This is a genomic window from Shewanella sp. HL-SH8 (assembly GCF_051165765.1).
Classification (GTDB): Bacteria; Pseudomonadota; Gammaproteobacteria; order Enterobacterales; family Shewanellaceae; genus Shewanella; species Shewanella glacialimarina.
Genome location: NZ_CP195039.1, coordinates 1,305,001 through 1,321,563, shown reverse-complemented (window position 1 = coordinate 1,321,563; position 16,563 = coordinate 1,305,001). Strand labels below are relative to the sequence as shown.

Below are 16,563 nucleotides of genomic sequence, written 5' to 3'. Positions count from 1 at the left end.
TTAAGCCTCAAAAATAGCTTCGGGAAGTAGATGAACTTTTACATCTTGACGTAAATAGAACGGCGTTATATCAACATACGAAGTAGTGCTTATCGCTATTTTTTTAGATTATAATTGGCAGCAAAATCGAGGAATAGCTTTGCAGGTATAGGTTTACTAAAATAATAGCCCTGTACTAAATCACAGCCTAATTTATCTAACAATGTTAGTTGTTCAAGTGTTTCAACACCTTCGGCAACCACTGTCAGCCCTAAACTATGCGCCATTGATATAATGGCATTAACTAATTCACAATCGGCTTTATTTAACGGTATGCCATTAATAAAGCTACGGTCAATTTTTAATACATCAAAGTCATATTGCCTTAAATAACTTAAAGATGAATAACCTGTACCAAAATCATCCATTGATAATTTTATGCCCAACGCATTAATTTTAACCAAAGCATCATGAACTTGTGATTGGCCAATCATTAACACGCCTTCAGTAATTTCAAGTTCCAAATCTTCGGCGCTTACATTAGCATCAATAATCGCATTTGTGATTACACTCAGCAGCTCTGCATCCCTAAATTGACGCGGAGACAAATTAACTGCCATAGTATATTTTTGTTGATAAATATTTTGCCATTGATGTAAAAAGTGCAGCGCTTGTTTCAGTACAAATCGCCCAATTGGTACAATCAAGCCGGTATGTTCAGCAATAGGGATAAATTCATCAGGAGTGACATTACCCAGTGTTGAATTGTGCCAACGCAACAGTGCTTCTGCACCGGTAATCTGTCTTTTTTTAACATCAAATTGGGGTTGGTAATATAATTCAAATTCATTACGCTCCAATGCGCCATGCATTTGTTCTTCAATTTTAAAGCGGCGGATCATCATGGCATTCATTTCTTTAGAGAAAAACGAACTAGTATTACGTCCTAAATCTTTGGCTCGATACATGGCTGTATCGGCATTACGCAGCAAATCAGAGGCACAGAGGCCATTTTCAGGGTAAATGGCAACGCCAATACTGACCGTCAGCATTAACTCCCTACCATCTATGATAAAGGGTGCTCTAAAGGCTTTGAGCAAATTGTCAGTAATAACTAACGCATCATGCTGCTCTTTGATACCACGCAATAACACGATAAACTCATCACCGCCTAAACGACCGACAATATCGGCCTCTCGCAGAGTTTGCTTTAATCTATTGGCTGACTCGATTAACACTTTATCACCGACTTCATGTCCTAATGAGTCATTCACTTTTTTGAAATCATCTAAATCAAGAAAAAGTACCGCTGTTTGCTCATCATTTCTCTCAGACTCAAGCAGCATTTGTGATAAACGGTCCAGTGCTAAGAAACGATTGGGTAATGAGGTTAAGGCATCAAAATATGCCTGTTTACGGATGATTTCAGCTGATTTATATTGCTCACTAATATCACGAACAATTGCCACAATTTGATTATATGAAGCTAGATAGCTCAATCTTGCCTCAAAATAAACTAATCCATGGGGCATATTTAGCTCATATTCAAAGGTAGTCATTCCGTGCTGATGTAATACTTTATCTATATGAGCTTCAAACTTACTCACAGCCTCATCAGGTAAAAGATCTGTCATACGTTTGCCGATAAACTGGCTGGGGGCAACGAAGAGATTTTTTTGTTCTGCCCCATGGTAATCAATAATAGTCCCGTCAATTTCCATCAAGAAAAATAAATCAGGTAAGGCCTCAATGATCGTCTTCAGCATATGATCTTTAAATTCAGCCTGGGATTGAGCATGCTTAACATCGGCTAAATTAACATCAAGACAGTACATTTGTTTTTTATTATATTGGTTAATAAACAGTACATGGCTTGAAAACACACTGACATCACTGCCATTTTGATGGCGTAAGGTAATTTCTGATGCAGGGATTTCTATGCCTTGTGTTATCCAATTATGATGCGCAGTAATCACTAACTCACGCATAGAGGGAGGAATAATGAGATCTTCTAGCTTTTGTCCTAATGCTTGTTCTTTACTGTAACCATAAAGTAACTCACTGCCCACATTCCAATAGATCACCCGCCGCTCTTCATCGTATCCTTGCACCGAAACAATGTTTACGGCGTCAAACAATTGGTGAAGCGAATCATTGAGAACATATTGGTGAGGCGGCACAGTGCTAAGCTTGGTTGATTTCATACTAAAATAAATCCGAGAAGTCCTTTGTTTTATAATAGACCCCAATCATCATTTTAACATCTATAAGCCCTAATAAAGTTTACCTTATCACTTTTGATCACGGCGTTGACATGATCACTTTGCTTCATTGTCAGATCAAAATATAAAAAAAGGTGTTCAGTAATTGGATGACTAAACACCTTCTTCATCTCTCATGCGTTATCGATAAGATTTATTTAATTTGTTCAAGTTCAACATTAATAAACTTCAATAAGGTACTGCCTGTAGCCTCATAAATAATACCTATTGATCCATCATGTAAACTAACAATATCGGAATATGCACTCACGCCATAGACCAATTGGTACGGCACACCAAAAGTTACACCTTCATCCAAGCTTGACCATATAGCCAGATTATTGCGATTCGGACCTGAAGAGGTCCCCATAGGTGCTGAGACAAGAATGCGATCTTCAATGTCACCTGAACGCACCGCTGAATATCGAGTGAGACCAATATCAACTTTAGATACAACAAGATCATGAGATGTTTGCACCCAAGTGACTCCAGCATCATGACTTAAAAAGTGATAACGCGTACCTGCTGCACCGCCATCATTTCGGGCACTCAACAGTAACGTACCATCGCTTAGCTCAACCATATCAGCTTCGGTAGGTCCAGAAACTGGCGTGAAACTGCCTTTTTGCCAAGTTGCACCGCTATCGTCACTAAATACTGTCGCCACATAAAAATTACTGTTTCCTGCACGCACAATTGCAGGAAAAATTAATCGACTATTATGGTTTCCTTGAGCAGCGGTTTGCCACTGTAATTGAATGCCTTGACCTGGACCTGGATTAATTGAGCGCCAAGTATGATCTTTAATTTGCGCAGTAACATCAATAGGTTCATTCCAAGTCACACCGTTATCGCGACTTGTGCGATAGAAGATATAATTAGCATCGTTGGGTCCAACACAATTACCATTTTGAGCGCATAGATCTGGCCACTGAACATAAAATACATAAACCGTATTAGTCGCTTTATCAATAAAAGGCCTAGGGTCTGAATAGTCATAAGAGGGGTTTTGATCAATAATTTGTACCGGTAACCAAGTACGGCCTTTGTCTATTGAGCGTTTCATCGAGATATTAATTTGACCAATTTGTCCTGGGTCACCGCCACTAGGGCGACCTTCAATAAAAGCAAGTAATGAACCATCACCAGATTGCACCATCGAAGGTATACGGTAATGACTCATCCCATCATTCCCTTCTTGGCCACCTTGAAAAACAACACTTTCAAATATTTCGGGACCACGACCAAACGTTTCGAAACTGACATATCGGTAATTAGCAATACCATTAGTACCAGAAGAACCATTTCCCCAAACAATGACATTTTGATTACTGGCTGAACCTGCCCACTCCTCAATCAGAGTGCCATCAAAACTAAAACTCGCTAATGCAGTGGCTACATCATAGGCAATTTCATAAGTATGATATTGCTGAGCACCGGTTGCAGGGACCAAAGTATGGTTGCCACCACCTTCAAGATTTGCAATTAAATCACCATTAGCATTAATGCTTAATAAAGCTAAAAAACGTTGTGAACCATTGGCATAATAGTCAGATATAGCACTACCTGACACTATGCGGCTTGTTGTAGTCATTTTCCAGCCTAGGGTGCTCGCATCATTATTAACTTGTAAGCTTGGCAAAATCTCCCATTCAGCACGCCCATTAGTACCATTAGCCTTCCAGGCGGTTTGGTTTTGGTCGGTAACTAACGAACCAGTACCTGATCCAGCAGAGTCATTTGTCCAACCCACAGCGGTTGGATTAGTGTCAATACTCGCATCAAACACTGCTACAACATTGGATAAACTGGTTAAAGTTTCAGCTTGTTTCGCAGTAAATACGTCATCGTAAATACGAGTCTCGTATACAGAACCACTAAAATACCACTGACCACCTGTATTATCGAAGTTACGCCCAATACTCATCGTATCTAACTCGGTTACTGAGCTTATAAAATGACTCGTACTGTCTGAAAATTGAAGGACCCCATCAACATATATTTTTGTGCCATTTGCATTAACCATAATCAAGGCTTTATGGTCTTGATTATTATTGTAGGTGGTGGTGGTTTTTGCATCATTAACAAACACACCATTCTCACGAGCATGGATACGTAAAGTACCATCACTATTGATTAAAAGTGCAAACTCACTAGAACCCTCTGCGGTATTTGAAGCACTGAAGATAGTCGTTGTAGTCCCTGTTGCTTTAAATTGAGTATAGATACTTCCTTGAGTTAACATTTTCACTGAGGGTAAGTCGGCCTCAATAGCTAAAAACTGAGTTGCACCATCGAAAATTAACTCTGAGGTGTCCCATTGGGCAACAATGTTAGCTTTGCGGGGTAAAGCACTAGCCTTAATAGTAAAGGCAACACTTTTGTAATAAGCAATACCATTAATATTTGAAGACCCATTACCCCAGGCAATCATATTCTGACTGCTGCTCTCACCAGCCCAAGCTGATTCAATGACAACACCATCAAAACTAAAGGTGGCTAATTGTTTAGTCGCATCGTATTCAACAGCATAGTCATGATAAGCAGCTGAACCTGAATTGCTGACTAAGATATGAGTGCCGCCGCCCACAAGTGATACGATTAAATCACCACTTGCATTAATACTTAGAATAGGTAAAAACCGTAATGCACCATTTGAGTAATAATCAGTAATATAACCGCCCGAATCAAGCCGACTCGTCCATGTCATTTTCCAACCTTTGGCGTTCGCATCTGCGTTTTGTTGTGTATTTGGGACTATGTTCCACTGTGATCTTCCTGACGTACCATCGGCCTTCCAAACTGTTGCGCCTAAGTCTTGCTCTGTTGAGCCAACTGCCTGAGCATTAGTAAAATCACTCCACCCTTGAGATATTGGACTTACTGAGTTACTCGCATCGAATTTTGCGACAATATTGTCTGCATAAACATCAGTGCATATAAAACTATATACACTGATAAATACCAAAAATAGTTTAATTATTTTTATCATAATTAATGTAACCTTTTTATAAGAGTTATTTTACTAATGCTGAATCTACATACTTCTGCCAGCCGCGTTTTCTGTATAAATAGTGGGCACATCACATCACAACTTATTACACACCAACCTGTCATACCATCACCCTACAAAAGCATGAGAACAAAAAACACACAAGCATTTTTTGGTATAACAGCACAACGGTACAACACATATAATTTGCTATTCATATTTTCAGAAGGAGAATAAATTGAGGAGGCATTCAATTTAAAAATTGAATGAGAGACTAAAAAATAGAGTCAGATAGTAGGAAGGTAATGTATTACAAGGTAGGAAAAGAGTGCACGGCAGATTAACTCACTCTATTTTATAATGAATAACTTAAAAAAGGCGATAATATGCACCAGGGGCGAGTCGCTCTACAATATAGACACTTAATGAAAAGAGTCCCTGGTACTTTATACCCAAAGTCCTGCTAAAAAAATTTACTTAAACTATTGAGTAGTTTGACTCAACAGGCCTAAATAAACATTAGGACTGCGAATAACTGGTTTTATTTCTCCTGAAATCCAATATAGACGATGACCATTTTGGCTAATGGTTAACGGCCCTGCCCCGCCCCAAAATGGCACATCATCAGATAATACATCCCATGAGTCATTAGCAATATTATAGGTTACTTGGTGGCGACTAAAGTTAATATCAGCTTCACTTAAGCTAAAATAGTCTTGGTTAAACGCCCTTAAATCATTCCCTTTAAGTGTGGTTAATTGCAAAATCGCATTATTAAAAATCTCTCGATTAACACCACCAAGTAATACTAACTGACCATTTTCAAGCAATGCAACACCACCACCAACGACAGAAAATGGTTTTTTATCAAGGGTGATGGGGGCTAATATTTTCCATCTCAATTTTTTAAAATCAAAAACATAAGCATCGGTTAATACATAATGATCTTTTCCTGCCGATAAATTCAAACCGCCAAAAACATAAAAATGATTATGATGGTGTATCGCGGGAAAGTCAGATCGCATTAACCCAGGAATAGGCGGCGTAGTGCTAGCATCAATGCACTTTGCAGTGATAAAAGAATACTTACAGACTTGATTACTCACTTGGTCATTTTGCTTACCCGCGAAGAGATATAAGGCATCACTTTGCCATGCTGCACCACCTGATGACCAAGTGAAAGGTAAGCGGCCTATAACTTCAACAATAGGTTTCTGAGTCTTGTCTAACGTCAGTTTAATGATTGAATCAAACGCCTGTTGATTATTTTTACCGCCGATTAAATAAAGGCTATTACCCACCACCACAGTGGCACCATGACCGGATTTCATGGGTAAGTGACCATGGGCGATCTTATTAAGTTTCCCATCATTGACATCAAAAACGAAAATATCTGAGTAAAAAATTTTTGCTCCTTGATCAAAAAATGGATGACCATTGGGGAAGTTCGCTCCCCCAGCCACAATAAGATAGTCACCTATAAAAGCACTATAAGCCCCTGAAATACCGATAGACTCTGTATACCCTTGCGGCGCAGGTAACTGGCCGATTTGTTGCCATGAAATTTGTGGTTTTTTGGTTAACGAAAGGTAATCTTGTTCAGATAGGTCTCCGACAGCTTGTAGCACGTTAGCGTTAGCGTTAGCGTTAGCAAATAAGCTTATTATTAGCGGTAATAATAAAATATGATCAACAAGCTTCAATGCCCGCTCCTTAGTTATCATAAAATCAAAAATTTTAATGGCTATAACAGTAAAAATTAAAACCTAATCTGTAATGATTAGGTTTTAACAAAGCTTAACTGCCTGAATGAGCAGCCATCGAGGATGATGAGCCATAATCCTCGATGGCCTTTAGGCCACTACGTACTCTTTATAGTGCGCCCACCTATTTGTTTAGAATTTAACTTTAACACCAGCAAATAATTGGCGCCCAATAACATCATAAGCTTGAGGTGATGTATTAGTGCCAACTGCGGCACTGGTCGCTTGAATATCAGGTTGCTGGTCAAGCAAGTTATTTGAACCAATATATACATTTACCGCATCGTTAACTTGGTAGCTTGCTCTTACATCAACATAATAAACAGCATCCATTGTGTTGAGGTCGTCAGACAAAGTCGTTTCTCCAAGAACACCTTGAGTTTCAGCGCGATATGTCATCTGGGCAAAAAGATTAAAATCTTCTGTAATGTCATATGAAGCATTCACTGTATAACGAAACTCTGGGAATAATGTTCTACCTAAATTATCGATTTTACCTGTAGGAGTATCAATTTCATATTCTCCTAGATAGTTAGCAATAAAGTTCAAATTGAAGTTATCGAGGAAATAAGCTACTTCCAGATCAACGCCACTGGTTGAAATAGTATCAGCATTTATTGACGTCGAATAAATATTCAATATTGGACCGTCATTAACATCACGAGACACTTTGCCACCACAGGTTGCGTCAAATGTTGATGGATCAGCATCATAACAACGTTTAACCATAATATCGGGAGTAATGGTTGTAATACCGTCTTCAATTTCGATAGCGTAATAATCTAATGAAACAGATAAATTATCTAACGGTGTCACCACAAAACCTAAGGTTAATGAGTCCGCGGTTTCTGCTTTTAAATCCGGTGAACCACTTTGTGATACTAGGGTATTATTCGTCTCTGAACCCACTAAGATATACTGGCCGTTAGCATCTGTATCCATGCGATCTGAAATGGCTGCAATAGAGGAACAGTTCACATCAGTATTAGAAGTACCAGTATTGCTAGCACCATTACAGACATCTATAGTTGGGTTAGCAACACTGGTCGTTCCGGTAGAGAAAATATCGTTAATATTAGGAGCACGAACTGAACTTGATTGGCTAGCACGGACACGGAACATATCGTGAATAGGTGCATCGATACCTAAACGGTAAGTGGATGTGGTACCAATAGTAGAATAATTTCCGATTCGTGCAGCAAGGCTAACATTAAGCCAATCAACTACAGGAACGTATAGCTCACCAAAGACTTCAGCAACATCAAAGCTGCCATCGATAGGCTGAACTGGACCTTCGCGAGTAATACCTAACTGACGGAAACTATCAGGATTTTCAACGGCTGATTCTTTTCGATATTCAACACCCGCAGCAAAGCCAACATTATCTTCACCAACCGCAAAATCTAATTCACCTGAAACGACACTGTTAGCGACAAACTGTTCAACTTTAGCGGTTTGCCCCGTACTAACGGCAAGATATTTCATCGCCTCTTCAGAAAACCCTACAATACCCGCTTGGCCCGCTAAGCTGTCTGTGGTACCAAATGGGTTAACCGGTAAACAACCATAAATTCTTGCAATGGCATCAGCACATTGATAACCACCATTACCATCTTCTTCAATAGTTACTGCTTGTTGCATATTAGGAATACTGAAGTCACCGCTATTTTGTTGCTGCTGTGAGGTTATGCCGTAAGTCGCACCAGTTTGCCAATCCATGCCATTATCTAAATAATAGGTATAGCTACCTGCAACTCGAAACGTGTCACGTTGATTCTCAGTTAAGCGATTACCAAATTCAAAGGTACGTCTATTTGTCGAGACACCATCAAGAGAAGTATTGCCCCCCATAACGGCTAGCAGTTGTTGCCCTGCACTACTACCGACAAAATATGGGCTTGTGGCTACATCAATACCTGTAGTACCACCGTCACCTCTTCGGAAAATATTGTTCACAACATCAATTGGAGCCTCTTCTAAATCAACTCTAGCTTGAGTTTGTGCATAGTTTAACTCTAGCTCGAAAGTGGATTTTTCAGAAATATCGAAAGTCACACCCGAGGCAATATTGAAACGCTGGTAAGGGGTAACTAAGGTACGATTAGCATGTTGATTATCCCAATCTGACTCTCCGATAGGCTGATAGTTAGCGTCAAGTAAAGGTTGATTGGTATTAAATGGATCACCATTTCCAAAGATTTTTAAATCGCCATAACCTAAAGAGCCGCCATCAACATGGCCAGGACCATCACGTCTAGCGATTGAATCTCTTATACCATCACCATTGGTATCAACGAATCTCATTTCATATTTTGAAAAATCTCTATCAGATGAATTTAAAACATCTTGGTTAGCGTAGCCCGCAGAGACCCATGCATTGCCGGTATCAAAGTTTTTTCCATAGGTGAAATCGATATTTTGTCTTTCTGCCCCACCTTCAGAAGAGTCTGCTGCAAAGGCATTAAACTCTGCACCTTCAAAATTCTTTTTAGTGATAATATTAATCACACCAGCAATCGCATCAGAACCATAAATAGCTGATTGACCACCGGTTAATACATCAACACGCTCAATAATAGCAGTTGGAATAGAATTTAAATCAACACCATAGCCTGTATTGGCAGACACACCCGATACATAGCGACGCCCATTAACTAAAACTAAAGTACGTGCAGAACCTAAATTACGCAATGATGTGGTAGAGACACCTACGTTACTGCCTGCACCACCCAGAGAGACGTTATCGCTTGAGCCATTAATCGCCGCAGTTACCGATGGAATTCTGCTTAATACATCACCAATTGAAATTGACGCAACACCTTCAATACTTTCTTTACTAATTTCAGTAATCGGCGCAGATGATGAAACGTTAGCACTGCCTTTAAATATGTTAGAACCCGTTACCGCTATGCGTTCGACGTTTTCTTTAACTTCTTCAGCAGCCATGACAGCTGGACTAAGTAAAGCAGCAATGCATATTGATAATGCTGTGCGACAAAATCTTCTTTGATTGATATCCATGACTTCCCTCTTTGAGTTTTAATTTTAATGTATAACTGAGTTCATATTTTCTGTCTTAACTACCACTAATGATTAAATGTATAATATCCGTGCACCAAATATTATACAGTCAACCTATCATACCAGTATACATCTATCAACATAAAACAAACAAAGACAACACAATATTTACATAGAAGTCATGATTAAGTATGTTGACCCCACGAGACAAACAATCGATTACGAATAGGATGAACAGGAATAAATACATTAATACAATATTTTACATATAGGCCTAATCATATCTGTTGATTAATATACATCTTCAATGTGCCACAAAATAGCCGTGTCTCTTAGAGTTAATCATCAGCTTAAACCACTAAAAATGAGCATGTCATGACTTGACGTTCATACACACAAATAAGCCGCCGTTAGTCATTTATGGGTAATTAAATCAATCTTGGGAGGGAAATTAAGCAAGTAAACATGGGAAAACAATGATGCATTTGTACGATGATTAACCTAATATTATTCTTGTTACCTAAATACAATGTTATTAGCTCCACATCAAAGTCTTAGACTCACCCCAAGTGTCTACAAGCCATCCTTGTTGATTAACCACTCTGTTTATCGAACGCGATTCCAAGTGGTTCAAAGTAAGCCATTAATGCTTGATAAATATCAGCACAATGCTGTGGATCCGGATAAGCGCCATGCTTAGCTAATGGTGAGTTAATCGTGCTATTCACCAAGTATGGATTGGAAATTTCAGCATGGGTTTGGGAATACATTTCAATGCTTGCCTCAAATGCCCGCGCCATCATTTCTGTTGGCTTGGAAAAATATTGGCTATTTTGCAGTTTGTCTAATGTAATTGAGCGTCGAACATAATCATGGGGTAAAGTGGTTTGGGGATCAGGGCTGATATTGGTTAAAAAAGTGATTTCAAACAACTTAGAAAGTTGCTGATTAAGCGGATGCACGACTAAAGGTTTATCGGCTAGCCAAAGGTCGCTGGCACACGAGAATGGGTTAATTATACTGCTACCAGAGCGTGCCCTAGATGAAGAGGCGCCTGAAGAGTATGGGTCTAATAGCCGCTCATCGATAAACATTTTGTCTGCTATGTAGTGATCAAACGCATGCCAAAATTCGTGAGCGAGTGCACCTGCTCCCGCATTTTTAGCTAAAGCCAGTTCACGATAGGCGGGCGAATAATGTGCCTGAACACCTTTTTGACCGCCATGGCCAAAAGCGAAACGTAAACTCCCGCGTAAACCAATAAGTTCTGGTGGTACTCGTAGTATATTGGCTAAATCAGCTAAAGAATCAAATATCAAGTTAGCCGCTAATGCAGACTCTGTACGGTTGACCCATTTACCTACTCTAATATGGTTTAAACCAAAGGTGTGTTTAATGTCTAAAAAGCTCACCGAATCACCATTACGGTAGTCAGGACCAACTCGTTCAAAATGTCGGTGGTGGTTTAATAATGAATGATGTGAAGCCAAATGAGCCCTCTTAGGAAATTTAACCAAGCTTATAAGCCAAGAAAGATACCGCTCAAGCATAGCATGTAAAATATAGGCTCAGAAGTAACGCTTTATGTGCTCATAATAAGAGAAACTCAACACAGCGCTTTGGGGAGTTTTTTAAGGACTTTGTAATGGTTAATCGATACCAAGCTCCAGTAATACCTTGAATAAAGACAAGCTACGCTTACCAGGGTAAAAGGAGTTAAAAAGTTTAAGCTTAAAACTCGTAACAGATACATAACCGACACAGAATACAATGCCCTATTGGCATGTGCTGAAACTCGCCTAGCGATTGCCTGAAAGATAAGCTATCTATATTCAGCAAGGCAAGGTGACGTCGTTCAGCTTACCAGGTCACAAATCACTGATGACGGTATTTATATTCAGCAAGGGAAAACAGACGAAAGACAATTCAAAGCGTGGTCGAAAAGACTGGCTGAAGTTATCAATGAATCTAAGTTGCTACACAAAGGTGTTGCAAGCATTTATGTGATCAACAAGAATAAGGGTGGGAAATTCTCACAAGAAGGGTTACGCAGCGCGTGGAAACGTCCAATGTTAAAAATGGAACAAGAATACGTAAGCATTGAACGCATATTTACTGTTCATGATATTAAAGCAAAACGGATCTCTGACTTTGATAGGACGCTAGCAGAAGAGCAACAATATTCAGGTCACATGACAATGGCCAAGTGAAAACATATGAACGTAAAGTCAGTGTGGTGCCGACGATTGGAAGTAAAGCGAAGTGAATAAAAATACAGGTTTGAAACTTGCTTTTTCTACATTTTTTCTACAAAAAATAAAACGGCTCGCATATTTCTATGCAAGCCGTTGTTTTATTTGGCAGGGGTGGCAAGACTCGAACTCGCAACCATCGGTTTTGGAGACCGCTGTTCTACCAATTGGAACTACACCCCTGTTGACGAGTGGCATTATGCTAAAACCACTGTAAAAGGTAAAGCACTTTTTCAACAAAAACGCCTAACTGGAGCATTTTCAGACAAGTTAGCTTGTATTAGCTAAATTATTTGAAAATTTATCCACACTCGGTTAAATCACAGCGATGTACTTCAAGGGTGATGTGTTTTAATTGGCTAAAACGCTCACTTAGCTGTGACTTTAAGCTTAAGCTTTCAATATCCTCGTGAACAACAATTGATGCAATTAGCGCAAAGTCAGCAGAGTTAACACGCATTAAACGCAAATCTACAATATGTTTGTTATCTTGTTGTAGAAAAGCCTTTATATCCGCTTGTAAAGGGCTTGCTTGGTTATCATCTAACAATAATGGACTGGTATGTTTTATCAACCCAAAGGCCCATTTAGAAATAATCAGAGCGCCTACTATTCCCATAACAGGGTCTAACCAACTCCAACCCATATATTTACCGAATAGCAATGCGACGATAGCTAATACAGAAGTCAACGCATCAGCAAGTACATGCATATAGGCTGCAGTCAGATTGTGATCTTTGTGTTCATGATGGTCGTGATGGTCGTGATGGTCGTGATGGTCGTGATGGTCGTGATGGTCGTGATGGTCGTGATGGTCGTGATGGTCGTGATGGTCGTGATGGTCGTGATGGTCGTGAGTATGATGATCTTTTAATAAAAAAACACTAATAACATTGACTGTTAATCCAATAATAGCCACAAGAATAGCTTGTTCAAACTGAATAGCATGGGGATTAAATAGTCTCGAGACTGACTCGATTAACATCACAACTGCTACAAGACCTAACGCTATTGCACTTGTAAATCCTCCTAACACTCCAACTTTGCCAGTACCAAATGTGAACTGTGGTGAATTAGCGTGCTTACGAGCATAACGATAAGCAAACAATGTAATCATAAAAGCCGCTGCGTGGGTTCCCATGTGCCAGCCATCAGCAAGTAAAGCCATTGAACCATATACGGTGCCAGCTATAATCTCCACAAGCATTGTTACAAGAGTTAAATACAATACATAACGAGTGTTTTTCTCGCCATCAAAATTATGATGCTGAAAGTTATTGGCTTGAGACCATTTGATAGTTGAATGTGATGACATAAAATAAAATGCTATAACGATAATTGGAATGTAACTCTGTTATAACCAGCTTTCCCTTATTCAACAAGTAGTAAGCTTCAAATATATGAGTTTTACTATAAATAATCTCAGCAGATCTATTAAAAGATACAGTATTGATAATCTCATAAGCCAAAAATTAAAATTTGTAGGTAGATATGTGAAGATATTAATTTATGGTTGGCCTGACACAAGATTACTATTCAATCCTTACCAGTATTATTTAACTTAGCTAATTACAGACATAAATGAGCCCGTTACGTAAGTAACGGGCTTATCACTACTCTTTCGGGTAAATTATGCACCTGGAAATGAACTACTCTCACATGGGCATATCGGCCACACTAATACTATGCTCAAATGACATGCTCAACTCTCAAACGTAAAAAAGCCCGTTACGTTAGTAACGGGCTTATCACTACTCTTTCGAGTAAATTTGGCGCCTGGAAATGACCTACTCTCACATGGGCATATCGGCCACACTATGTCTAATGTAAATTGTATGACTTATACCATTTACATTAAATATGTGATCTAATTAGTTGTCATTTCCTTATTTCAGTATCGATGAATAATCTCAATCTTGCAGCATTAGTTAAATCTGAGAAAAGCGCACGTAAACGTATGCGTTATCTCGCCTTACTTCATTTTACCGAAGGTCATTCTCGTTCTGCTATAGCCAACATGTTGAAGGTCAGTAGAACCAGTGTAAATGCATGGGTTACTCATTATTTAACTCATGGCATTAGCGGCCTAGATGATAAACATAATCCAGGTCGACCCGCTCAATTATCGGCGAAACAACTGGTAAATCTGAAAGAATTTGTACAACGTCAAAGCTTGTCTGAGAGTGGCGGAAGATTGATGGCAAGAGATGTCAGTCTTTTTATTCAGTCTGAATTTGGCGTGACCTTTAAACAGGCAAATATCTACAGATTACTGCATCAATTAGGATTGTCATGGATAACGACCCGCTCTCGTCACCCAAAGCAATCTCAAGATATTCAGGACGCTTTTAAAAAACTTCCAGCTGTCAACGATCCTTAACACCCCTGGTCATGTGGCGTTAGATCGCATTGATGTTTGGTTTCAAGATGAAGCCAGATTTGGTCAGCAAAATACAACGACCCGCATTTGGGCAACGAAAGGAACCCGACCACGAGCGGTAAGGCAACAACAGTTTGAATCAGCGTATTTATATGGCGCGGTGTGTCCGGCAACGGGTGCGACAGAGGCTATTATTGCCCCGCATGCCAATAGTGAATATATGTGGGAGCATTTAAAATTAATTTCAGAGGCTACCGAATCGAGTCGCCATGCTTTGGTCATCATGGATGGCGCAGGTTGGCATCAACAGGTGCTGACAGAGGACTTTGATAACCTTAGTATCCTTAAGCTTCCGCCCTATTCGCCAGAACTCAACCCTATAGAACAAGTGTGGCAATGGCTTCGTCAGAATGAACTCGCCAATCGTTGCTTTAGTGGATATGACGATATTGTTGAGCAGTGTTCCATTGCATGGAATCGATTTATTGCAGAGCCGGAAAGGGTGATTCTACTATGTTCTAGACGGTGGACAAAACTGACCAATTAATTAATGTAAATGGTATTATGCTTAAGAATAGTGTTCCATACAAAACAAAAAGGCCACTCAATTAGAGTGGCCTTGCTGTTTTATTAGGCGCCTGGAAATGACCTACTCTCACATGGGGAGACCCCACACTACCATCGGCGATACTGTGTTTCACTTCTGAGTTCGGAATGGGATCAGGTGGTGCCACAGCTCTATGGTTTCCAGACAAATTTGGTTTATCTAACGCCATTTAACTAGCATTAAATAATAATTCGGAAAGCTGATTACATTATCTGAGTTTGAGTCTCGTCACACTATTTAAGTGTCCCATTCTAATACTAAGTCGTATCAGTAAAACCCATCTGGGTTGTATGGTTAAGCCTCACGGGTCATTAGTACAAGTTAGCTCAACGCCTCACAACGCTTACACACCTTGCCTATCAACGTAGTAGTCTCCTACGGCCCTTTAGAGAGCTTAAAGCTCTAGGGATGACTCATCTTGGGGCTCGCTTCCCGCTTAGATGCTTTCAGCGGTTATCGATTCCGAACGTAGCTACCGGGCAATGCCATTGGCATGACAACCCGAACACCAGCGGTTCGTCCACTCCGGTCCTCTCGTACTAGGAGCAGCTCCCCTCAATCATCCAACGCCCACGGCAGATAGGGACCGAACTGTCTCACGGCGTTCTGAACCCAGCTCGCGTACCACTTTAAATGGCGAACAGCCATACCCTTGGGACCGACTTCAGCCCCAGGATGTGATGAGCCGACATCGAGGTGCCAAACACCGCCGTCGATATGAACTCTTGGGCGGTATCAGCCTGTTATCCCCGGAGTACCTTTTATCCGTTGAGCGATGGCCCTTCCATTCAGAACCACCGGATCACTATGACCTACTTTCGTACCTGCTCGGCGTGTATGTCTCGCAGTTAAGCTGGCTTATGCCATTGCACTAACCGTACGATGTCCGACCGTACTTAGCCAACCTTCGTGCTCCTCCGTTACTCTTTGGGAGGAGACCGCCCCAGTCAAACTACCCACCAGGCACTGTCCTCAACCCCGATAAGGGGCCAGAGTTAGAACATCAAAACTACAAGGGTGGTATTTCAAGATTGACTCCACTCCATCTAGCAGACGAAGCTTCAAAGTCTCCCACCTATCCTACACATGTAGGTTCAATGTTCAGTGCCAAGCTATAGTAAAGGTTCACGGGGTCTTTCCGTCTAGCCGCGGGTATACGGCATCTTCACCGCAATTTCAACTTCACTGAGTCTCGGCTGGAGACAGCGTGGCCATCATTACGCCATTCGTGCAGGTCGGAACTTACCCGACAAGGAATTTCGCTACCTTAGGACCGTTATAGTTACGGCCGCCGTTTACCGGGGCTTC

General features: G+C 40.3%; 8 protein-coding genes, 1 tRNA gene and 2 rRNA genes (1 of these 11 only partly in view). 2 read left to right on the top strand and 9 right to left on the bottom strand.

What is annotated here, in order from left to right:
* Positions 1 to 95: 95 nt before the first annotated feature.
* From ACRWQN_RS05870 to ACRWQN_RS05850, 5 genes are all read right to left on the bottom strand, one after another.
* Positions 96 to 2,183, bottom strand: a complete 2,088-nt coding sequence (locus ACRWQN_RS05870; protein ID WP_434940117.1) for an EAL domain-containing protein — start codon at positions 2,181 to 2,183, stop codon at positions 96 to 98.
* 211 nt (positions 2,184 to 2,394) lie between these two features.
* Entirely contained in the window at positions 2,395 to 5,232 is a 2,838-nt protein-coding gene (locus tag ACRWQN_RS05865) for an exo-alpha-sialidase (protein WP_434940115.1), read from the bottom strand.
* Positions 5,233 to 5,714: 482 nt separating this feature from the next.
* Positions 5,715 to 6,935 (bottom strand): Kelch repeat-containing protein, encoded by a 1,221-nt coding sequence (locus ACRWQN_RS05860; RefSeq protein WP_434940113.1) that lies wholly within the window; start codon positions 6,933 to 6,935, stop codon positions 5,715 to 5,717.
* 192 nt (positions 6,936 to 7,127) lie between these two features.
* Positions 7,128 to 10,016, bottom strand: coding sequence for a TonB-dependent receptor domain-containing protein (locus ACRWQN_RS05855; protein WP_434940109.1), 2,889 nt, complete (start codon positions 10,014 to 10,016; stop codon positions 7,128 to 7,130).
* Positions 10,017 to 10,609: 593 nt separating this feature from the next.
* Entirely contained in the window at positions 10,610 to 11,506 is an 897-nt protein-coding gene (locus tag ACRWQN_RS05850; RefSeq protein ID WP_434940107.1) for a CLCA_X family protein, read from the bottom strand.
* Between the two features lie 513 nt (positions 11,507 to 12,019).
* On the opposite strand from ACRWQN_RS05850, the gene ACRWQN_RS05845 reads away from it, so the two are divergent.
* Positions 12,020 to 12,226, top strand: a complete 207-nt coding sequence (locus ACRWQN_RS05845) for a hypothetical protein (RefSeq protein WP_434940104.1) — start codon at positions 12,020 to 12,022, stop codon at positions 12,224 to 12,226.
* A gap of 148 nt (positions 12,227 to 12,374) precedes the next feature.
* Here ACRWQN_RS05845 and ACRWQN_RS05840 read toward each other — a convergent pair.
* Both ACRWQN_RS05840 and dmeF read right to left on the bottom strand, forming a co-directional pair.
* Positions 12,375 to 12,451: transfer RNA gene (locus ACRWQN_RS05840), tRNA-Trp, on the bottom strand.
* Positions 12,452 to 12,569: 118 nt separating this feature from the next.
* A complete protein-coding gene (gene dmeF / locus ACRWQN_RS05835; RefSeq protein ID WP_434940102.1) occupies positions 12,570 to 13,583 on the bottom strand; it encodes a CDF family Co(II)/Ni(II) efflux transporter DmeF in 1,014 nt (337 codons plus the stop codon).
* Positions 13,584 to 14,168: 585 nt separating this feature from the next.
* Here dmeF and ACRWQN_RS05830 point away from each other — a divergent pair.
* A protein-coding gene (locus ACRWQN_RS05830; protein WP_434940101.1) for an IS630 family transposase occupies positions 14,169 to 15,195 on the top strand; the annotation gives its coding sequence in 2 pieces (ribosomal slippage) (positions 14,169 to 14,624 and positions 14,626 to 15,195; 1,026 coding nt in all).
* A gap of 89 nt (positions 15,196 to 15,284) precedes the next feature.
* Here the strand turns inward: ACRWQN_RS05830 and rrf are convergent.
* Together rrf and ACRWQN_RS05820 are read right to left on the bottom strand one after the other, a co-directional pair.
* Positions 15,285 to 15,400: ribosomal RNA gene (rrf, locus tag ACRWQN_RS05825) — 5S ribosomal RNA — on the bottom strand.
* A 145-nt stretch (positions 15,401 to 15,545) separates the two neighbouring features.
* A 23S ribosomal RNA gene (locus ACRWQN_RS05820) occupies positions 15,546 to 16,563 on the bottom strand (it continues 1,886 nt past the right edge of the window).

Bases quoted from the DNA above. Each gene is read 5' to 3' on its own strand.
- ACRWQN_RS05870 (WP_434940117.1), bottom strand. From the start codon at position 2,183: ATGAAATCAACCAAGCTTAGCACTGTGCCGCCTCACCAATATGTTCTC.
- ACRWQN_RS05865 (WP_434940115.1), bottom strand. From the start codon at position 5,232: ATGATAAAAATAATTAAACTATTTTTGGTATTTATCAGTGTATATAGT.
- ACRWQN_RS05855 (WP_434940109.1), bottom strand. From the start codon at position 10,016: ATGGATATCAATCAAAGAAGATTTTGTCGCACAGCATTATCAATATGC.
- dmeF (WP_434940102.1), bottom strand. From the start codon at position 13,583: ATGTCATCACATTCAACTATCAAATGGTCTCAAGCCAATAACTTTCAG.